Source organism: Streptomyces sp. NPDC050161 (assembly GCF_044460025.1).
In the GTDB taxonomy this organism is placed as follows: domain Bacteria; phylum Actinomycetota; class Actinomycetes; order Streptomycetales; family Streptomycetaceae; genus Streptomyces.
This window is the reverse complement of the sequence record NZ_JBITJM010000017.1, coordinates 77212-96357: the sequence shown is the minus strand read 5'-3', so window position 1 is coordinate 96357 and position 19146 is coordinate 77212. Positions and strand designations below refer to the sequence as shown.

Here is a 19146-nt window from a genome sequence, read left to right as displayed (position 1 = left end):
AGCCCATATAGCAGTGGATTCCCGGTTAGCGAAACCGGGAATCCACCGGACCCTTAGTAGTCCACCGCCGCTCCGAGCAACTCCGTCGAAAGGCAGCGCACAACCACATCCCACAACTTCATCCTCTGCCCGACACCGGCCGCGCCTGCCCCGCCGTCTCTACGCCGCTGCGTAGCTGAGGCGGAAGTACTCCTGGGCGCGCTCCAGGTCGCGGTGGGTGCGTAGTTGGAGTTCCAGGTCGCCGGTGCCGTGGTGGCCGAGCCCTGTTACGTCCCGGGTGAATCCGGGTACGAGGTCGACGCTCTTCGGGTCGGCCTTGAGGTAGATGAGGAGTTTGGTCTGCTGCGGCGGACAGAGGCAGGCGAAGTTCCGCAGCCGCTGGTAGGCGCGGTATTGCTTGCGCTGGATGCGGGTGATGCCGCCCCCGAGGCCGAGCAGCGCCTCGTCGACCGCCGCGGCCAGCTCCGCCATCGTCCCGTCCTGCCTGCGGTGGCGCGGCGCCCCAGCTACGCGACGACGGCTCGCCAGCGCGAAGCCCTTTGCCCCTCCGGTGACGGAGGCGACGGTCTCCAGTCCGATGTGCTCGGTGCCGAAGAGGCGGTAGCGGACCAGGTCGATGCTGCGCCGGTACTCGCGCACGGCGTGCACGTCGTAGCGGGTGAAGTCGCCGGCCACACAGATCACCCGCGGGGCGCTCCACAGCACCTGGGATGCGGCCGTGGTTCCGAGCCGGTCGCGGACCAGGTGCTCGAACTCCGCGCGGTGATCCATCAGCCAGGAGAGGTAGAACAGCCCCTGGTTGATGACGCCGGCATCTGTACCTCGCTTGTATTCGACGATGACCGGGGCACCGTTCTCGTCGAGCCCGAGCGAATCGATTCGACCGCCGTGGACCGGTCCGGTGCTGTACTCGCTCGCCAGGAACCGCACCCCCAGCAGCATCTCCATGTGCGCCTCGACGAAGCCCTGCACATCCGCCTCGACCTCAGCAAGCCGCGGCACGACCTCGCTCACGCCGCTTGTCGTCTCGTGGAACAGTTTCAGGCCCGACACCTTCTCTCCTCGGCTCGAAGATCGGGAACGCCGAGGAAGGGTCTGATTATTTCCGCAAAGCCTTCGCGCTCACGGAAAACACGCAAGGCCCCGCGGACTGACTACCAGGGACGCGCCTGTCCCACGGACCTTAGAGACCCGCTTCATCCCACATACGTCCCACGAAATAGATGACGTGGCGTCATTTCTAGGTAAAGCAGCAGGTCAGGGGGCGCTGGGTAGTGACAGGCAAGGGTTCTTCTAAGCACCATATTCAAGAGTTTGAGCTGCTCACCGCCGCCCCGGGGGCAACCGCCACACGAACGTATCTGGATCAGCCGATGCTGGTGTCTCCGCTGCGGTCCTCGGCTTGGTGCACGCGGTTGCAATCCTCGGCCACCCCGCAGGACAACCACCACACGACGTGCGGCGCGCTCTGCGCGTTCGGCGGGCAGTTGCGATCCTCGGTCGCCCCGAAGGACGACCGCCACGCCGCCGCGGTGGTCGCTCATGTCCATGTCCGTCATGTTGCGATCCTCGGTCGTCCCGAAGGGCGACCACCACTAGTCCGCGGTGTGCGTCCCGACCCGGCCGCCGTCGTTGCGATCCTCGGTCGTCCCGAAGGACGACCACCACTAGTCCGCGGTGTGCGTCCCGACCCGGCCGCCGTCGTTGCGATCCTCGGTCGTCCCGAAGGGCGACCGCCACACTGCACGCCTGCGAGACATGCATCCGCCATGTCGAGTTGCGATCCTCGGTCGTCCCGAAGGGCGACCGCCACCCCCCCCCGGCTGCCACGTAGTCCGCGGGCAGCCAGGCGTTGCGATCCTCGGTCGTCCCGAAGGGCGACCGCCACCAGATCCCGAATCTCGCCCCGGGGCAGGCCGTGTGGTTGCGATCCTCGGTCGTCCCGAAGGGCGACCGCCACCGGTGCCTCGCCCGGCATGGTCAAGCACGAAGGCACCGTTGCGATCCTCGGTCGTCCCGAAGGGCGACCGCCACGAGAGCGCCAGACGACAGACGCGGATCAGCGTCAGGATCGTGGTTGCGATCCTCGGTCGTCCCGAAGGGCGACCGCCACCGATGGCCTTCTGTCGCACCGGCGGCGTGAGTAGCCGTTGCGATCCTCGGTCGTCCCGAAGGGCGACCGCCACCCGGCCCCGACCCCGACGGCGGGCCGCCTCGGAAACCAAAGTTGCGATCCTCGGTCGTCCCGAAGGGCGACCGCCACGAGATCACCCCGGACAACACCACCGACACCTACGCGTTGCGATCCTCGGTCGTCCCGAAGGGCGACCGCCACCCCAGGTCGCCGAGTGGCGCAAGAAGACGACCACCGCGTTGCGATCCTCGGTCGTCCCGAAGGGCGACCGCCACCCGGTTGTGATCCAGGGTTGGGTAGATCGCCTCCGCGTTGCGATCCTCGGTCGTCCCGAAGGGCGACCGCCACGCGAGATGGGGGCCCGGACCGGTCGTCCAACCGCCAAGTTGCGATCCTCGGTCGTCCCGAAGGGCGACCGCCACTCGCGCTGCGCGCTCACGTCAAGGCGGAGGCTGGCAAGTTGCGATCCTCGGTCGTCCCGAAGGGCGACCGCCACTGCGGCCGTGACGGCCTGAAAGCTGGTGTCTGGATGGTTGCGATCCTCGGTCGTCCCGAAGGGCGACCGCCACAGCGGACACTTTCGGGGACACACCGCGGTTGCGAGGTTGCGATCCTCGGTCGTCCCGAAGGGCGACCGCCACGTGAGCGCGGCCGTGGCCCTCTTCGCATCGAGGCCGTTGCGATCCTCGGTCGTCCCGAAGGGCGACCGCCACCGGGTCGTCGAGACTGAGCTCGGCGAGCTGCGCCTCGTTGCGATCCTCGGTCGTCCCGAAGGGCGACCGCCACGCGCTGACGTCGGTGGGCGCGTACCTGCCCGTCGAGTTGCGATCCTCGGTCGTCCCGAAGGGCGACCGCCACGGCGCGGCCGGGTGCCGTCCAGGTCCACCAAGCCGTGTTGCGATCCTCGGTCGTCCCGAAGGGCGACCGCCACGCTGGCCGCCCTGGGCATGGTCCGCACCGAGCGCGGTTGCGATCCTCGGTCGTCCCGAAGGGCGACCGCCACTCGGGCGGGGAGCACCTGCTGCCGCGCGCGGGCCGTTGCGATCCTCGGTCGTCCCGAAGGGCGACCGCCACCGGCCCCCTCGCGGGCCTCGCGGGCCACGGCCACGCAGTTGCGATCCTCGGTCGTCCCGAAGGGCGACCGCCACAGCAGGCCGGTGCCCCAACTGCCGAGCAGGTTGTAGTTGCGATCCTCGGTCGTCCCGAAGGGCGACCGCCACTCGTCGGCGGCCGAACCGACGGCGAGCGCGCTCAGAAGTTGCGATCCTCGGTCGTCCCGAAGGGCGACCGCCACCGGCCATCTGAGTCGACTCGCTCCGCCCTGCAAAAGCGTTGCGATCCTCGGTCGTCCCGAAGGGCGACCGCCACCACCGGCGGCATATGGGCGGGATGAGAACGATCCCGTTGCGATCCTCGGTCGTCCCGAAGGGCGACCGCCACTCTGCGTCCGGTAGTGCTTGCGCACCTGGTAGACGCCGTTGCGATCCTCGGTCGTCCCGAAGGGCGACCGCCACACCAACCTCAACTACATCTACGAGGGCGCCGCCAAGGTTGCGATCCTCGGTCGTCCCGAAGGGCGACCGCCACCAGCCCCTGCGGGCCGCTGGCCACATGGCCACGGGTTGCGATCCTCGGTCGTCCCGAAGGGCGACCGCCACGCTCGACACACAGGCCGCGGACGGCCAGCGGTGGGCGTTGCGATCCTCGGTCGTCCCGAAGGGCGACCGCCACTGGTGGTCGAGGATCGCGCGGGGGGCCGGGTCATTGTTGCGATCCTCGGTCGTCCCGAAGGGCGACCGCCACGGACGGCGTCCTGCCCTCCCGCGAAGCGGACGTCGGGTTGCGATCCTCGGTCGTCCCGAAGGGCGACCGCCACCATCCGGCGGAAGGTCAGCAGGAGGTCCCACGCACTGTTGCGATCCTCGGTCGTCCCGAAGGGCGACCGCCACACGGGTACGGCCGGTTCTGGGCTCCGGCCCGGAATGTTGCGATCCTCGGTCGTCCCGAAGGGCGACCGCCACCCGGGCACCTTCTTGTCGAACTGCGGCCGGACGGCGTGTTGCGATCCTCGGTCGTCCCGAAGGGCGACCGCCACCCGGCAAGACGACCCGCCTGGTGCGCCCCGTCGTGGGTTGCGATCCTCGGTCGTCCCGAAGGGCGACCGCCACCGCATCTGAGCAGGGAGGTTACCGGAGTCGGCCGCTCTCTGAGGAGCAGTGATCTAGCGTGAAAGGTGCGTAATCAGGCATTTATCTTCGGTGCGGTCTGCGTGTTGCGTGTGCACTTGGGGTTCCGAAGCCGTGCCAGAAGTCACAGGACGAGGTCTTCGCGGTGGGACTGCACTTGGGCGATGCCGAGCGTCTGAACGTTGTCGAAGCCGTTTCGGGGAAGCCGGTATAGGCGGATGCTGTCGCTGTCGGGATCGATGGTGTTGCTGAGCTGGTCGAGGAGCTGCAGGAGGCTTGCGTCGTCGGTGACGATTTCGAAGACGGATTTCTGGACGCGGAGACCGTGCCCCTCGCAGAGTTTGGCGACTTTGCGTAGTCGGCGGCGTCCTGCTGGGTCGGTGGTGTCGACGTCGTAGGTGAGCAGGAGGTCCATCAGGCTGCTGTCCAGGGTAGGTAGCCGGGCAGTTCGCCGCGGAGGTGGCGGGCCAAGAGGCGGGCTTGGACGACGGGGAGGAGGCCGGCGGGAACGGTGCGTCCGGCGATGGGGTGCTCCCAGGGTCGTGTCTTCCATTCCTGCCAGGCGCTCAAAAGGGTCTTGCGGCCTTCTTCGGTGAGGCGGACGGCGCCTCCGGGGATGTTTTCGAAGTGCTCGGCCCGAAGTTGGTGGCGGTTGAGCAGGGTGAGGGCGAAGCGGTCGGCGAGAACGGGGCGGAACTCCTCCATGAGGTCTAGGGCGAGAGCCGGCTTTCCCGGGCGCAGGCCGTGCAGGAAGCCGATGTAGGGGTCGAGGCCCACTTGTTCTGCGGCGCCGTGGACGAGGCTGCGCAGGAGCCCGTATGTGAACGACAGCAGGGCGTTGACGGGGTCGGTCGGCGGTCGGCGGTTGCGGTGGGTGAAGGTGGGGATGCCGGGGCTGGGCCGCAGTGCGTGCGGCAGGGCGGAGAAGTAGTTTCGGGCGGCGTTGCCCTCGATGCCCATGACGTTGTCGAGGGAGTCGGAGGTGCTGGTTGCCGTCAGGGCCTGGGCGAGGTCGTCGGTGGTGTCGCGGATGCGTTGCCGTGTCGCGGGCGGGGCGTCGCGGGCGGCGCGGAGCAAGATCCACCGGCTGTTGCGGATCTTTCCGGCGACGAGGTTTTGGGCGATGGCGAGTCTTGCTGTCGTGTCGTCGTGGATTTGGTGCTGGGCGTGGCGGAGGAGGACGTTGCCCTGGACGGATCCGTCGAGGCGGGCCATGTACCGGCCTCCTCTGGTCATCCAGGTGATGGGGCGGTTGTCCTGGGCGCAGCGGGTGATCAGTTCGGTGGAGAGGTTGACGTGTCCGTAGACGACGATGCCGTCGATGCGGCGCAGGGGCAGGATGCGTCGTCCTTGGGTTTCGGGAAGGTGGATGCGGAGGGTGTCGTGCTCCAGACGTAGGTCGGCGCCTTGTGTCTGGATGTAGAGCGTGTTGAGGAGTTCGGTGGTCACGCGTCGGTGTCCTGGAGGTCGTCGAGGTGGTAGAGGTCGGTGAGGGCTTGGCGGTAGCGGCGGGTGCCGGCGAGGAGTCGTGGCATGCATCCGGTGGCCATCGAGCAGCGTCGGCAGCGGCTGTCCGCGGCGGGCGGAGGGAGCTGGTGGGTGGTGTGCAGGTTGCGTACCGCGTCTGCCAGTTCGAGGACTTGGGTCCGGAGTGTGTCGGTGATGGCCAGGGGGTGGCGTCGCCGGTCGGCTGCGGAGTAGATCGCGGCTTCGGGGACCGGGCGGTGGAACATTTCCTCCAGGCAGATTGCCTGGGCCGCGGCCTGCACGTCGGCCGGGCCGCCTGGGTGGTAGCGGCCGGATTTGTGTTCCACGGGCAGGATGCGGCCGTCGCTGTGGAGTTCGACCGTGTCGCAGATTCCGGTCAGGCCGTATCCGTCGTGCCAGACGGGCAGTGCGTGGAGTGTGCGTACGTTGCCGCGCCCTCGGTTGCCGGGGGTGTCGACGCGTTGGTGGAGGAGGGTTCCTCGCACGGTGGCGGCGTCATCGGTGAAGGCGTCTTCGAGGAGGATGAGGCCGCATTGCCGCGGGCAGTAGGCGTAGTGCTCCAGAGCGGAGAGGGGGACCTGGATGAGGTCGCTCTCTCCGCTCTGCGTGGTGGGGTGGGTCATCCGATGAGGGTGGTGAGGGTGATGCCTTCCGGCAGGGCGGCTTCGTTGACGTCTACCTGGTAGTCGCTGAACGCGCGGGCGGTGGCGTCGCCGGGGCCCTTGACGGTGATGCGGTCCAGGAGCTGGCGGGCGGGTGTGTTGCCGTATTTGTCGTTGTGGGTGAAGACGTAGAGGCCGCGGAGGTTGAGTTCCCCGCGGGCGGCTGCGCGGTCGTGGTCGAACATGAGGGTGAAGGCTCGCCAGAACATGGCGAGGTCGTCGCTGGTGACGCCGGTGCGGGAGGCCAGGGGGGCGCTGAAGTGTCCTTCGCCGCGGTAGAGGCCGTAGGGGACGATGTGCTTGGTGCCCATCTCGGTGGCTTTGCCGGTGTCGACGTCTTCCTGCTTGGTGGGGGTGACGCGGGTGATGCCGTATTCGAGGGGGGTGACGGGGTCGATGGAGCGGGAGAAGGTGAGCTGGACGGGTCCGCGGACGCGGCCTGCCTGGCGGTCCTTCTTGCCGGTGGTCATCACGGCGCCGAACATGCGGATGTCGAAGAAGGTCTGGCACATCCACTGCTGGGCGTCGAGCTGGCTGGCCTTGTCGCCGAGGGCGTCGGGTGCGTAGGCGCGCTCGTGCTGGGCGTTGAGGGCGATGCCGGCCTCGACGTAGATGTCGTAACCGGGCTTGTTTTCCTCCTCGTTGAGGAGGGAGACGGTGTCGCGGAGCTTGCGCTTGAGGGCGACGTCGGTGATCAGGCCCTGGCCGGAGACGGGGTCGGTGCGGGGCATGCCGCCTGCGTCGGGGTCTCCGTTGGGGTTGCTGTCGCGTGCCTCGATCAGGTAGACGAAGTCGATCTTGCGGGTGGGGTCGAGGTGCGGCGCGCTCACGGAATGGTTCTCCTCATTACGGTCGTGGTCTGTTTCATCCCGCTCAGGCTGACGCCTGCGGGCGGGGTGGTGCGGTGGCTCAGGCGGCCGGGTCCTCGGGCTCGTCCGGCGTGTCGTCGTCGCCTTCCTGGGCCTTTTTGTGGGCGGCGCGGGCTGCGTTGTCGGCGGCGCGCTGTTGTTCGTAGCCGAGGACGAACCATGCCTTCTGGTCGGTGGTGAGCAGCGTCGGGATGCCCTTGTCGAGCTCGGCGATGGCGGCGAATGCGTCGGAGAGGCGGGCGTCCAGGGCGAAGTGGGTGCCGCGTTTGTCGCGGCGCAGCCGCTTGAGGTGGCCTTTGGCGCCGGCGTGGAGGTTGGTCAGCACGGAGGCGGGCGCGGTCATCGCGGTGCCGAAGTACTTGTCGCCGATGGTGGTGTTGATGTCGGGCAGCGCGGCGCGCTGGATCGCTTCGAGGACGGCGAAGGCGCGTCCGCACAGGTAGCCGGGTTCGTTGTTCTGGCCGTCGAGTTGGGGTGCGGGGCCGGTCACCTGGTGGTCCTTCCGGTTCGGGTGGAGGGCGAGGCGGAGCAGGGCGGTGCGGGGGTGGTCGACGCGTCGGTCGGCGCGGATGCGCTGCAGCAGGTGGGGCAGGAGGCGGGCGGGTGCGGGGCCGCGGGTGAGGGCGGCGTGCAGTAGCTCGGCCTCCAGGCCCTTGGGGGCGCTGCGGGCGACGTACCGGCCGGCCTTGGCGTCCCAGCGGCCGGTTGCGAGTGCCAGGTGCCATAGGGGCAGGTGGCGGTACGTGTCCTCCCAGCCGTCGTAGACCTGGTGGTGTGCGAACCAGGCGCCGAGGTGGTTGCGCAGGCGGCCGAGGGGGATGTCGAGCCAGTCCGACACCACTGCACGGGCGTTGTTCAGTCCGAGCGTGAGCGCGTAGTAGGCGGTGGGGTCCAGGCGTTCGGCGGCGACCGGGTCAGGGCATGTGTGCAGGGCGTCGAGCAGCTTGGCGACGTGTTCCTCGGTCGGGGTGTCCAGCGACTCGAAGAGGCCGTCGGCGGGTTCCTTGGTCCACCACACGGTCACCGCGTCGCTGCCGCGGCGGCGGTGGGTGTTGGTGGCGAGGAGCAGGTTGAGGGCGGCCATGGCGCGGCTGCCGCAGCGCTCGCAGACGGGGGTGTTCACCAGTTGCAGGGAGCCGCCGCGTCCTTGTGCTGCGGCGTTGATGCTGATCAGTTGGGAGTCGCGGCCCAGGCCGCTGGTGGGGATGGCTCCGGACTTGATGCTCTCGGGGATCGTGTCCAGCAGGTCCCCGTGCTCCCCGCACACCAGGCACAGTCCGCTGATGCCGCTGCCGGACTTGCGGGCGCGCACTGTGGCTGCCCAGGCGGTGTGCGCGGTGGGCAGTTCGTGGAGCCAGGTTCCGTCGTGGGCCATCAGAGCGACCGTGTCGGCGGCGGTGATGCCCTCAGGAACGGGCACACGGTCCAGGCCGCCGCCGGTGACGAAGGCGCGCACGCTCGTGGCGTAGGGATCGTCCGGGGCGCTGTGGGCCCAGGACAGCAGCAGGTCGGTGTAGTCGGCCTGGCGGCGCAGGGCTTCCTGCGTGGCCGCCTCGCTCGCGGTCCCGTCCGAGCCGGTCTTCGCGACTGCCAGAACGTACTGGGCGGTGTCGACCATCAGGTTCGGCGGCGGCCTCTTGCCGGAGCGGTAGGCGTAGGGCGCCTCCCGCTGCAGCGGCTTGTCCTTCGTCCCCTTGGCGGGGCGGCGGTCGTCGAGGCGCGCGGTCGTTCCGTCGGCGCTGATCCGCAGCACCCACTGGATCTTCTTGGGACGGTAGTAAGCGGGCGGGAGTTCACCGTCGGCCTCGGCCCGTCCGGCAACTTCGGTCAGGCGTTGGAGCAGCATCGGCGCCTCACCCCGCCTGGTCCCCGTCGGCGCGCCAGCCGGAGCCGGCAGGCATGGCCACCTCGCTCGCGCCCAGGGGCCGCTTCGGCACTTTCAGGACCCCTTGGTCCAACTGGGCGTGGAACCAGCGGTACTGCTCGCCCCCGGAGGCCGGGTAGGCGATGGAGTGCAGCATCACGCCCAGGTCCTCGTCCCGGGAGATGGGTGTGGCGTCGGTCTGCGGGCCGAAGGAGGCGCTGAACTCGCGGCAGCCGAGGAACGGCTGGGCGAAGCAGGCGCCCTTGTCCACGCGGCGGCGTAGCTGCTCCCGGTACTTCTCCTCGCGCTGGCCCTGGCCGCGTTCGGTCAGGACGATCTGGGCGCGGATGCGGTAGTGCACATCACGCAGCAGCATGCTGTTGCGCTGGTCCCGGTCCGTCTCGACGTCGTACCGGCGGCCGGGATTCTTGCGCAGGGCCGCGACCTCGCCGGCCGTGATCACGGACTTGACTTCGTTGCGCCGGATCGAAGTCCACTCGATCGGTGCCAGGACCTCGATCGCCCGCACCACGTACTGGAACTCCGGCTTCCAGAAGATGGCTTCCAAGACCCCGGTCGCCGCGGAGGGGCTCATCACCGGATACGAGACCCGTTCCACCTTCAGCTCCGGCCGAGTGAAGCAGGCCAGCGGACCGGCCACCTCCACCACCAGGTCCGGAAACACCCATCCGTCGTTCCCCCGCCGCTCAACTTTCCTCTGGAGAACGGACTTTCGCGATGCCAATCCGCACAACCCCTTCCTCGTCTCCCCAACTGACCCCAGATACTGCTGCGTTGCTGACCCATGCAGCGATGCCAGTGGGTGCACACACTAGGTGCACCCACTGACAAACGCTGCTGACCTGCGAGTTACCCCACGATCAGGCGAATCCGCAGCAGCCCGCAGCGCACCAGGATGACGACGATGACGAGCACCACTCCCGCCGTCGTCCCGGGCGCCGCCATAGCTTCGGGATCGATATACATCCGCACCACCGCCTTCTTCATGAACCTGTAATGGCTAACGCACCGATGGTGTCTGGCGACATGGGGGTAGCCGCTACTGGAATCGCCCTGGACGAGCTGGACTTACGCACATCGCAGTAGAGGGCAGACGGCAAAGAGCGGGGCCCAGGAGCGCATGCTCCTGGGCCCCGCTTCGATCTGATCAAGCACAGCCAGAACAGATTCATGTTGCGATTCCCGGCCCTACCGCGCACCGTCCGCCCGGCGGGCCGCCACGTGGCCTGAAAGGCCGCCGGACCATGGTGGCACGCCCAGGGGCCGGCGGGACGGCGTGACGGTCCTAGAGGTTGAAAGCGCCGCGGTCCTCCGGGGCGTCCGGGTCCAGGCCGCGCTGTTCGTGGTAAGCCCCCTGCCACCAGATGAGGTCCCCGGTGACCGGCTGGGCGAGGCCGGACCGCAAGGCCGCCTCCGCCTCCCCACGCGGCAGGGAGGCGGTGTGCTGCTGCAAGCCGCGCAGGACCTCAGGCCCGCACGGACGGACCGGGTCACGCAGCTTGGCGATGGCCGCCTCGATGGCGTCCCGGTCGTCTTCCCGTCGGATGACGACCGCGGGGACGCTGTGGCCGTCTTCGATCATCTGGAAGGCATCGTCGACCGCGGGGAAGTCCAGGCGCCTGCGCAGCGCCTCGATTTCCTCCCCCAGTTCGTTCTGCAGGGCGAAGCGGACCGGGTAGTACCGGTCCAGTGCCTCAAGGTCGTCGGGCCGGGCGAGGTCCGGGCCGAACTCGGAGTCGCTGGCCTGCATGGCCGCCCGGTACTCGGTACCGCGGGGCTGACCACCGTCTGCGGCGCGGAAGATGACCACCGTGCCGCTGCCCAGACGCCCGTCGCGGTTGCAGCGGCCGGCCGCCTGCTGCATCGACTCCGCCGGCGCCCACGCCCGGTACACGCGCGGGAAGTCGAGATCCACACCAGCTTCGATCAGGCTCGTCGACACCAGCTGCACCGGCATGCCGCCGGCGAGCAACTCCTTTACCCGGCCGATGACTTCACGGCGGTGCGCGCCCGTCATCCTCGTCGACAGGTGCCACACCTCTCCCAGCTCCGTGCGCTGTTCGACGTGGCGGTGGAGGCGGGCCGCGTCCTTGGTGGTGCCCGCCACGATCAGCGTCTGCCGGTGCCGCGCCGCCTCGGCGGCGATGCTCTCCAAGGTGACGTCCTCACCCGTGCGCCACTCGTAGTCGACCCGGCGCAGCTCGGTGAACAGGACGGAGGGATCCTCCACGATGGCCCGCCGCTCCAGGCCCTGCCAGCGGGGCAGTTCCCAAAACGATGGCTGGGTGGCCGACGCCAGCAAGACCGTGACGCCGTACTGCTCGGCCAGCCCGCGCAGCACGCTCAGGATCGGAGTGAGCAGGCGGTCCGGCAGAGCCTGGACCTCGTCCAGCACGATCACGGAGCCTGCCAGGTTGTGCAGGCGGCGCATCTGCGCCGGCCTGCGAGAGAACAGCGACTCGAACAAACGCACCGTGGTGGTGACGACGAACGGCGCGTCCCAGTTCTCAGCCGCCAGCCGGGCGGCATGCATACGCCGCTCCCACTCCTCCCGCTGCTGGTCGGACACCCCGTCGAGCGGCGCCTTCGCATCGAGATCCACCCCGCTGTGGTGCTCCAGCACCACAGCCTCCTCCCCCGAGCCGGGATCGGGGTCCAGCAACTGCCGGTAGACCGCGGCATTCTGCTCCGTGATGGAGACGTACGGCACGGCAAGAACCACACGACGCATCCCGTGCGCCGCCGCATGCCGCAGAGCGAACCCCCCGGCAGCCAGCGTCTTCGCCCCGCCCGTGGGCACGTGCAGCACGTACACGCCCGGCTCCCCCGACGCCGCGGCACACGCCTGCTCATACACCGACTGCCGCACCGCATCCACCGAAGACGGCTCCCGCCCGGCCAGCATCTTCGCCCGCCGCAGCTCGTACCGCTCCACCAGCGAACCCATGTCCGCCGGCTCACGCAGGCGCACCGCAGAGTCCTCGAAGTGCGCGGACGTGTCCAAGAAGTCCGCGTCCACCACACAGCTGAACAGCATCCGCAGCAACAGATCCAGCCCCAGCCGCCCCTCCGACCTGGGCAGCCCCCGCAACCACGCCGGCACCGCGGGGCGCTTCTCCGGATGAATCCCCGGAACCACCCCTTCCACCGAGCGGATCGCTTCCTCCACGAGCTGGGCATGCTCCCCTCCGGGCCGCGCCTTCACCAACTCGGTCCGCAGCTTGTCCATATCCGGCAGCCCCCCATGATGGCCGAAGACCACCGCACCGAACGCCAACTGCGTGTACCGCTCAGCAAGCACCGTCCCCGCATGCTTGTGCGGCAGGCCGACCCGACCACCACCACGTCGCTCCGCCCCACGGAGGCCGCCCTGCCAGGCACAACTGCCCTTTCCCACATCGTGGATCAACGCGAGATACGCAGCCAGCTCACCCGCACCGAACACCTCACCGAACCGCCTCGCCAGCGCCGCCGAGCCCCGCAGATGCTCCTCCAGCGAATGTCGCTTCCCCGACGCGTTACGACTGTGCGCGTACAACTGCCCTCCAGGCACCGACATATCCAATCCCCCACGACACAAAGCCACTTCCATGAACGACCACAGATCGCCAACCTACGCGCCACGACTGACAACAGGACCCCACCAGAAAAAGCCCGCGAGACAGGCACGTGGGCAACCACAAAGCACTTGATTAGGCGTCAGCAGAGTCAGCAAAGGGGCAGCAAATGTCTGACTAGACCTGGTCGCAAACGCCGACAACCGCACCTCGCCCCATCTCCCGAGCCGAGGATCGGCGGCACGCGGTCAGCACACCTGCCCCCGCGCCTTCAGTGTCACCGCTGGGAGTTCGGGGGCGGCAGGCGTGTTCCGTCGTAGCCGTGAACGGCGCCGAAGCGGGAGCCCATCACCCAGCCGGCGCGGGCCGCTTCGATGCCCTGATGGATACAGCCGAAGAATTTCCGCCGCAACCAGCACACACTGCACCCGGACGCCGAACTCGGCCTCGTCCACGAATCGGAGGCCACATGGACCATGCCCATATAGCAGTGGATCCCCGGTTAGCGAAACCGGGGATCCGCCGGACCCTTAGTACTCCACCGCCACCCCTGCCCCTTCACCGAAAGGCAGCGAACAACCACATCCCACAACTTCACCCGCCACCCGACGCCGGCCGCACCGGATCCGCTATCTCTACGTCACGGCGTGACTGATACGGAAGCGCTCCTGGACACGCTCCATGTCGCATTCCGCGCGAAATTGCAGCACCAGGCCGCCCGTGCCTTGGTGACCGCACCCCGTCACATCCCAGGTGAACCCGAGAACGAGGTCGACCTGAATTAGTCGGCCTGCGCATCGAATCGACCGCAGCGCGCGATGCGAGCCGCACAATTTGGCGGTTTCAATCCGTATCGACAGCGCAAATGCAACACCGCCCCAGAACCGGAGAATCCGACATGCACGAACAGACCAACCAGGCGCCGGGCACCCTGTACAGCCCTCCCAGCATCCGCGCCACCTGGGACGGAACGGGGAACGTGGATGACGCTTCCCGGGCGTTGGGATTCTCGCGGTCGAAGGGATACGACCTGGTTCGTCGTGGGGAGTTCCCGTGCCGTGTGCTCCGCATCGGCCGTAGCACTCGCGTCGTCACCGCGTCCTTGCTCCGCGTGCTCGAAAGCGGCGAGCCTGAGTACAACGGTGCCCGAGCCGACTGCACGCCGTCGTAACCCGCCACGCACAGAAGCCCTGCCGGAACGATCCGGCAGGGCTTCGTCGTGTCACGGCTCTCACAGGGATGTCACCGACTGTGCGGACTCCCTCCAGGCACGAGGCCCTGACCTGCTACTAAAGGGCCCGTCCTGGACCTGCCGGACGCCCCTGGACGGTCTATACGACCTGTGCCAGGTGGTCCCGAGCGAGGCGCCCAGTACGAGTACGGGGGCGTCGTCGGGGCCGTCTATCCGGTGCTGCAAGGTCTTCTCGCTCACCCGGCCACGCTACCCACTCCGTGACGCGATCCTGACACCCGGGTCAGGAAGAAGCCGCCTTGGGTCAGAACGTGATGGTCGAGACGGTGTGCACGACCGGGTGGCCTGGCTCGTCGAAGCTGACCGTGATCTGCTGCGTGGGGTGCGGCTTCTTCCCGTGCTGCCGCAGGCCGGCGAACTTGCCGTCGCCCGTGAAGTCCCAGCCGACCTGGGCGGCCTGCTGGGGCGTGATGGTGATCGCGCCCTTCTTCAGGTCGTCCGCGTCGGCGCCGATGTCGTCCAGGTAGCGGTTCAGGCCCACCTCGTTGGTCCTGAACTGCACGAACAGGGAGCTGGTCTGCCAGGAGTTGGTCTCGTAGTAGTAGACCGGGGTGGAGCCGAGCGGCACCGGGACGTCGTAGATCCGCTGCTGGACCTGGGAGGGGAAGGAGTTGATCAGGCCGGTGGCCGCCGCTTCGGCTTCCTTGACCACGCCGCTGTCGCGGCTCTGTTTGGCGGAGATGACGATGTAGCCCGCCGGGATCGCGATCAGCAGGAAGATCACCAGCGCGCTGAGCCAGGGCCTGCGGCGTTTGACGCGCGGAGCGTCGGCGGGCTGCGGTGCGTCGTGCAGGACGTCGGTTTCGGTCATCGGCGGCCGGCCCGTTCGTAGCGTTCGTAGCGCTCCACGCGGCGGCGGTTGGCGCGGCGGAAGCGGCGGGCGACCAGGCGGGCGAGGTCGGCGGCCCCGACCATGCCGGCCTCGGGGCCCAGCTGGGCCTTGGCGATCCTGGCTTCGGGGCGGTAGCCGCGGCCGGTCAGGGTGCGCCGGAAGGCGTCCCTGGCGGGGCCGATCAGCAGGTCGTCGGCCGCGCTGACGCCGCCGCCGATGACGAAGCAGGAGGGGTCGAGGGCGGCGGCGAGGTTGGCGATGCCGACGCCGAGCCACTGGCCGATGTCCTGGAGGAGTTCGACGCACATGGCGTCGCCCTCCCGGGCCAGCTCGGTGATGAGCGGCCCTGTGATGTCGGGGACGTTGCCCTTGACCCGCTCGATGATGTTGTACGCCACCGGGGAGTCGGCGGCGGCCAGCTCGCGTGCCTCGCGCACCAGGGCGTTGCCCGAGCTGTACTGCTCCCAGCAACCACGGTTGCCGCACGGGCAGCGGTGGCCGCCGGGCACGACCTGCATGTGGCCGAATTCGCCGGCCACGCCGTACTTGCCGCGCTTGACCGCGCCGTCCTCCAGGATGGCGCCGCCGATGCCGGTGCCGAGCGTGATCATGACGAGGTGGTCCTCGCCGCGACCCGCGCCGAACCGCCATTCCGCCCAGGCGGCGGTGTTGGCGTCGTTGTCGACCATGACGGGGACGGCCAGGCGGCCCGCGAGACGGTCGCGCAGGGGTTCGTTGCGCCAGTTCAGGTGCGGGGCGAAGAGGACCTTGGAGCGGTCCGCGTCGACCCAGCCGGCCGCGCCGATGCCGACGGCGTGCACGTCGTGCCGGTCGGAGAGGTCGAGGACCAGCTCGGTGATGGTGTCCTCGACGACCTTGGGGCTCTTGGACTTGTCCGGCGTCTCGGTGCGGACCTGTTCCAGGATGGTGCCGTCTGCGTCGACGACACCCGCCATCACCTTGGTGCCGCCGATGTCGATGCCGACGGTCGGCACGCGGGGCGCGGTCAGGTGCGACCGCCGCTCGCGGGTGCCGACGGTACGCAGCACCGTCGCTCTGGCCGACCCCCGGTGGACCCGTTCCCGGTACGTGCTCATCGACCCACCTCTTCGCCGTTGCGGCTGCGGCGTTGGCCCGGTCGGCTGCGTGCTCGCAAGAGTCGTCTCGTCCCTGCGGGTCTCAGGAGGCCGGGTCGGCCTCGGTGTGCATGGTTTCGGTGCGATTGTGCATCACGTGCGGTGTCCGGCGCACCGCGGCGTGAGGTGAAGGACCGGGGCCGGGCCGGGGCTCAGTCCGGGCGGTGGCCGCCGGGGAATTCCGGGGTCGCCGCGCGGGCCAGTTCGTGGCTGAGCTGTTCCAGCTCGCTGCCGCCTGCCATTTGGCGGGTCAGCTCGTCCAGGGCGATCTCCGACTTGGCGTGGCTGCCGGCCATCGTGCCGCGCTTGAGGAGGACGAAGCGGTCGCCGACGAGGTAGGCGTGGTGCGGGTTGTGGGTGATCAACACCACGCCGAGTCCGGCGTCCCTGGCGGCGGCGACGTACTTGAGGACGACGCCTGACTGCTTGACGCCGAGCGCCGCGGTGGGCTCGTCCAGGACGAGGACCTTGGCGCCGAAGTAGACGGCGCGGGCGATGGCCACGCATTGGCGTTCGCCGCCGGAGAGGGTGCCGATGGGCTGGTCGACGTCGCGCAGGTCGATGCCCATCCGCAGCAGTTCGCTGCGGGTGGTCTCGCGCATCGTGCGGACGTCCAGGCGCCGGAAGGGGCCCTTGCCCTTCGTCGGTTCGGAGCCGAGGAAGAAGTTGCGCCACACCGGCATCAGCGGGACCACGGCGAGGTCCTGGTAGACGGTGGCGATGCCGCGGTCCAGGGCGTCGCGGGGGGAGGCGAGGCGGGTCTCCTCGCCCTCGATGGTGAAGGTGCCCGCGTCGTGCTGGTGCAGCCCGGCGATGATCTTGATGAGGGTGGATTTCCCGGCGCCGTTGTCGCCGAGCACGCAGGAGATCTCCCCGGCGTGCACTTCGAGCGAGACGTTTTCCAGGGCCTTGATGTTGCCGTAGAACTTGCTGACGTCGGCCAGCTCGACCAGGGCCGTCATGCCTTCTCCTCCGCGCGCTTGCGTACCCATGCGTTCAGGAGTGTGGCGAGCAGCAGCATCGCCCCGAGGAAGAACTTGAACCAGTCCGGGTTCCACTGGGCGTAGACGATGCCCTTGCTGGTCATGCCGAAGATGAACGCGCCGACGGCGGAGCCGATCGCCGAGCCGTAGCCGCCGGTCATCAGACAGCCGCCGACGACCGCGGCGATGATGTAGAGGAATTCGTTGCCGACGCCGTCGCCCGACTGGATCGCGTCGTACGAGAACAGCAGGTGCTGGCCGGAGATCCAGGCGGCGAAGGCGACGCCCATGTAGAGGGCGATCTTGGTCTTGGTGACCGGGACGCCGACCGCGCGGGCGGCGTCCGAGCCGCCGCCCGCCGCGAAGATCCAGTTGCCGACGCGGGTGCGCAGCAGGACCCAGGTGGCCACGGCGACCAGCGCGATCCACCACAGGATGGTGATCTGGATGTCGACGCTGCCCAGCGTCAGGTGCGAGGCGAAGACGGCGCGGGCGGAGGCGAAGCCCTCCATGTCGGCGATGGTCTTCGTGGAGACGGTGCCGCTGATCAGCTTGGTGAAGCCGAGGTTGAGGCCGGTCAGCATGAAGAACGTGCCGAGCGTGATGATGAAGCTGGGGAGTTTGGTGCGGGTCAGCAGGAAGCCGTTGAAGAAGCCGATGGCGAGGGTGACCAGCAGGGATACGCCGACACCCACCCAGGTGTTGGCGGTCATCTGGTAGCTGAACATCGAGGAGATCAGCGCCGAGCTGACCACCATCACACCGGCCGAGAGGTCGAACTCGCCGCCGATCATCAGCAGCGCCACCGGTACGGCCATGATGCCGATCGTGGAGGACGCGTAGAGGACGGTGGAGAGGCTGGAGGCGCGCAGGAAGGGTTCGGCGGCGAAGGTGAAGAAGAGGAAGACGGCGGCGGCGCCGACCACCGAGCCGAGTTCGGGGCGGCCCATCAGCCGGTGGACCAGGGAGCGGTGCAGCAGCCGTTCGTCGCTGCTGCCTGCCGGTCCTGCGGGCTGCCGTGGCGGGGCGTCGGCGGGGCTCATCGGGTGCCCCGCTTCGTGTACTCCTGGAGCGCCGGCGCGTCCTTCTTGGTGATCACCTGGGGTCCGGTGAGCACCGGCTTGCCGCCGCCGAGCATGTCGGAGTTGTACTTGTACAGCCACAGCAGGTCGACGGCTTCGTAGCCCTGGAGGTAGGGCTGCTGGTCGACGGCGAAGCCGAGGGAGCCGTCCTTGAGGCCGCCGGCGACCTGGGCGTTGAGGTCGAAGGTGTCGATCTCGGCCTTGCTGCCGGCCTGCTCCTTGGCCTTGACGGCGGTGGGGGCGAACGGCGCGCCGAGGGTGACGACGGAGTCGATGGACGGGTCGGCCTGGAGCTTGGACTCGATGGAGGACTGCACGTCGGGCATGTTGGTGCCCTCGACGTAGAGCTTCTGGAGGTCGCCCTTGAAGGTCTTCGCGGTGCCTGCGCAGCGCTGCTCGTGGCCGACGTTGCCCTGTTCGTGCAGGACGCACAGGGCCTTCTTCCGGCCGCGCCTGTTGAGTTCGTCGCCGACGGCTTCGCCGGCCACCGTCTCGTCCTGGCCGATGTGGCTGAGCGCGCCGTACGCCTTGGATTCCTCGGCGCCGGAGTTGACCGTGACCACGGGGATGCCGGCCTTCTCGGCCTTGGCGACCACGTCCTTCATGGCGTCCGGCTTGGCGAGGGTGACGATCAGTCCGTCGACCTTCTGGTCGATGTAGGACTGCACCAGCTGGCTCTGCCGCTGGGCTTCCTTGTCGTGGCCGTAGACGAACTTGATGTTGTCCTTGGCCGCGGCCTGTTCGGCGCCGTTCTGCACGATGTCCCAGAAGGTGTCGCCGTCGCCCGAGTGGGTGACCATCGCAAAGGTCCACCTGGGAGTGTTCACGGCGGCCTTGCCGCCGGCGGCCTGTGCGGCGCGCGCGTCCTCGGCGCGCTTGCCTCCGGTACTGCTGCACCCCGCGAGCGAGGCGCCGAGCACCGCCACCAGCACGGCACTCATGACGCGTACGCCTCTTCGAACCCTTGCCACGAGGACTTGCCCTTCCCGCTGATTGTCACGCTGTGTGGTGCACGTCGTTCCGCGCACCGGCACCGGATGCCCGGCCCCAACCGACCAAGTATCCGTTACCGGCGATCTG

At 68.7% G+C, this 19146-nt stretch carries 15 protein-coding genes, 1 pseudogene and 1 CRISPR repeat array; of the genes and pseudogenes, 1 reads left to right on the top strand and 15 read right to left on the bottom strand.

Features of this window, described 5'->3' with window-relative positions; genetic code table 11:
- Positions 1-159 precede the first annotated feature (159 nt).
- The 9 genes from ACIBK8_RS25525 to ACIBK8_RS25485 all read right to left on the bottom strand — a co-directional run bounded on the left by ACIBK8_RS25525 (position 160) and on the right by ACIBK8_RS25485 (position 12816).
- The gene (locus ACIBK8_RS25525) at positions 160-1053 is read right to left on the bottom strand and encodes a transporter (RefSeq protein WP_399044184.1); all 894 of its coding nucleotides are present in this window, start codon (positions 1051-1053) and stop codon (positions 160-162) included.
- A 361-nt stretch (positions 1054-1414) separates the two neighbouring features.
- Positions 1415-4302: a CRISPR direct-repeat array (repeat unit 37 nt; unit sequence GTTGCGATCCTCGGTCGTCCCGAAGGGCGACCGCCAC).
- Between the two features lie 142 nt (positions 4303-4444).
- The gene (cas2, locus tag ACIBK8_RS25520) at positions 4445-4735 is read right to left on the bottom strand and encodes a CRISPR-associated endonuclease Cas2 (protein ID WP_399044183.1); all 291 of its coding nucleotides are present in this window, start codon (positions 4733-4735) and stop codon (positions 4445-4447) included.
- Positions 4735-5769 (bottom strand): type I-C CRISPR-associated endonuclease Cas1c, encoded by a 1035-nt coding sequence (gene cas1c / locus ACIBK8_RS25515; protein ID WP_399044182.1) that lies wholly within the window; start codon positions 5767-5769, stop codon positions 4735-4737. Before cas1c ends, cas2 begins: the two co-directional genes overlap by 1 nt.
- A complete protein-coding gene (gene cas4, locus ACIBK8_RS25510; RefSeq protein WP_399044181.1) occupies positions 5766-6431 on the bottom strand; it encodes a CRISPR-associated protein Cas4 in 666 nt (221 codons plus the stop codon). Before cas4 ends, cas1c begins: the two co-directional genes overlap by 4 nt.
- Positions 6428-7300, bottom strand: a complete 873-nt coding sequence (cas7c, locus tag ACIBK8_RS25505) for a type I-C CRISPR-associated protein Cas7/Csd2 (protein WP_399044180.1) — start codon at positions 7298-7300, stop codon at positions 6428-6430. The genes cas4 and cas7c overlap by 4 nt, the downstream gene beginning before the upstream one ends.
- A gap of 79 nt (positions 7301-7379) precedes the next feature.
- A complete protein-coding gene (gene cas8c, locus ACIBK8_RS25500; RefSeq protein WP_399044179.1) occupies positions 7380-9185 on the bottom strand; it encodes a type I-C CRISPR-associated protein Cas8c/Csd1 in 1806 nt (601 codons plus the stop codon).
- A gap of 7 nt (positions 9186-9192) precedes the next feature.
- Positions 9193-9888: a type I-C CRISPR-associated protein Cas5c gene (gene cas5c, locus ACIBK8_RS25495; RefSeq protein ID WP_399044178.1), complete on the bottom strand. Its 696-nt coding sequence runs from the start codon at positions 9886-9888 to the stop codon at positions 9193-9195.
- 185 nt (positions 9889-10073) lie between these two features.
- Positions 10074-10211, bottom strand: coding sequence for a hypothetical protein (locus ACIBK8_RS25490; protein WP_399044177.1), 138 nt, complete (start codon positions 10209-10211; stop codon positions 10074-10076).
- A 298-nt stretch (positions 10212-10509) separates the two neighbouring features.
- Positions 10510-12816 carry a CRISPR-associated endonuclease Cas3'' gene (locus tag ACIBK8_RS25485; protein ID WP_399044176.1) on the bottom strand — a complete coding sequence of 769 codons (2307 nt, stop codon included), beginning with the start codon at positions 12814-12816 and terminating at the stop codon, positions 10510-10512.
- A gap of 914 nt (positions 12817-13730) precedes the next feature.
- Between ACIBK8_RS25485 and ACIBK8_RS25480 the strand changes: the two genes are divergently transcribed.
- Positions 13731-13952: a helix-turn-helix transcriptional regulator gene (locus tag ACIBK8_RS25480; protein WP_399044270.1), complete on the top strand. Its 222-nt coding sequence runs from the start codon at positions 13731-13733 to the stop codon at positions 13950-13952.
- A 171-nt stretch (positions 13953-14123) separates the two neighbouring features.
- On the opposite strand, the pseudogene ACIBK8_RS25475 reads toward ACIBK8_RS25480, so the two are convergent.
- The 6 genes and pseudogenes from ACIBK8_RS25475 to ACIBK8_RS25450 all read right to left on the bottom strand — a co-directional run.
- Positions 14124-14213: pseudogene (locus ACIBK8_RS25475) on the bottom strand (3-oxoadipate enol-lactone hydrolase); the annotation flags it as partial.
- 64 nt (positions 14214-14277) lie between these two features.
- Positions 14278-14844, bottom strand: coding sequence for a hypothetical protein (locus tag ACIBK8_RS25470; RefSeq protein ID WP_399044175.1), 567 nt, complete (start codon positions 14842-14844; stop codon positions 14278-14280).
- A complete protein-coding gene (locus ACIBK8_RS25465) occupies positions 14841-15962 on the bottom strand; it encodes an ROK family glucokinase (protein ID WP_399044174.1) in 1122 nt (373 codons plus the stop codon). The genes ACIBK8_RS25470 and ACIBK8_RS25465 overlap by 4 nt, the downstream gene beginning before the upstream one ends.
- Before the next feature lie 191 nt (positions 15963-16153).
- Positions 16154-16963, bottom strand: a complete 810-nt coding sequence (locus tag ACIBK8_RS25460) for an ATP-binding cassette domain-containing protein (protein ID WP_393682044.1) — start codon at positions 16961-16963, stop codon at positions 16154-16156.
- A complete protein-coding gene (locus ACIBK8_RS25455) occupies positions 16960-18027 on the bottom strand; it encodes an ABC transporter permease (RefSeq protein WP_399044173.1) in 1068 nt (355 codons plus the stop codon). The genes ACIBK8_RS25460 and ACIBK8_RS25455 overlap by 4 nt, the downstream gene beginning before the upstream one ends.
- On the bottom strand, positions 18024-19007 hold the full coding sequence (locus ACIBK8_RS25450; protein WP_399044172.1) for a sugar ABC transporter substrate-binding protein: 984 nt from the start codon (positions 19005-19007) through the stop codon (positions 18024-18026). Before ACIBK8_RS25450 ends, ACIBK8_RS25455 begins: the two co-directional genes overlap by 4 nt.
- Positions 19008-19146 lie beyond the last annotated feature (139 nt).

What these genes read in the sequence shown, in the direction of transcription:
- cas2 (WP_399044183.1), bottom strand. Translation starts at nt 4,735, where the DNA reads ATGGACCTCCTGCTCACCTACGACGTCGACACCACCGACCCAGCAGGA.
- cas4 (WP_399044181.1), bottom strand. Translation starts at nt 6,431, where the DNA reads ATGACCCACCCCACCACGCAGAGCGGAGAGAGCGACCTCATCCAGGTC.
- cas8c (WP_399044179.1), bottom strand. Translation starts at nt 9,185, where the DNA reads ATGCTGCTCCAACGCCTGACCGAAGTTGCCGGACGGGCCGAGGCCGAC.
- ACIBK8_RS25490 (WP_399044177.1), bottom strand. Translation starts at nt 10,211, where the DNA reads ATGAAGAAGGCGGTGGTGCGGATGTATATCGATCCCGAAGCTATGGCG.
- ACIBK8_RS25485 (WP_399044176.1), bottom strand. Translation starts at nt 12,816, where the DNA reads ATGGAAGTGGCTTTGTGTCGTGGGGGATTGGATATGTCGGTGCCTGGA.
- ACIBK8_RS25470 (WP_399044175.1), bottom strand. Translation starts at nt 14,844, where the DNA reads ATGACCGAAACCGACGTCCTGCACGACGCACCGCAGCCCGCCGACGCT.
- ACIBK8_RS25465 (WP_399044174.1), bottom strand. Translation starts at nt 15,962, where the DNA reads ATGAGCACGTACCGGGAACGGGTCCACCGGGGGTCGGCCAGAGCGACG.
- ACIBK8_RS25460 (WP_393682044.1), bottom strand. Translation starts at nt 16,963, where the DNA reads ATGACGGCCCTGGTCGAGCTGGCCGACGTCAGCAAGTTCTACGGCAAC.
- ACIBK8_RS25455 (WP_399044173.1), bottom strand. Translation starts at nt 18,027, where the DNA reads ATGAGCCCCGCCGACGCCCCGCCACGGCAGCCCGCAGGACCGGCAGGC.
- ACIBK8_RS25450 (WP_399044172.1), bottom strand. Translation starts at nt 19,007, where the DNA reads ATGAGTGCCGTGCTGGTGGCGGTGCTCGGCGCCTCGCTCGCGGGGTGC.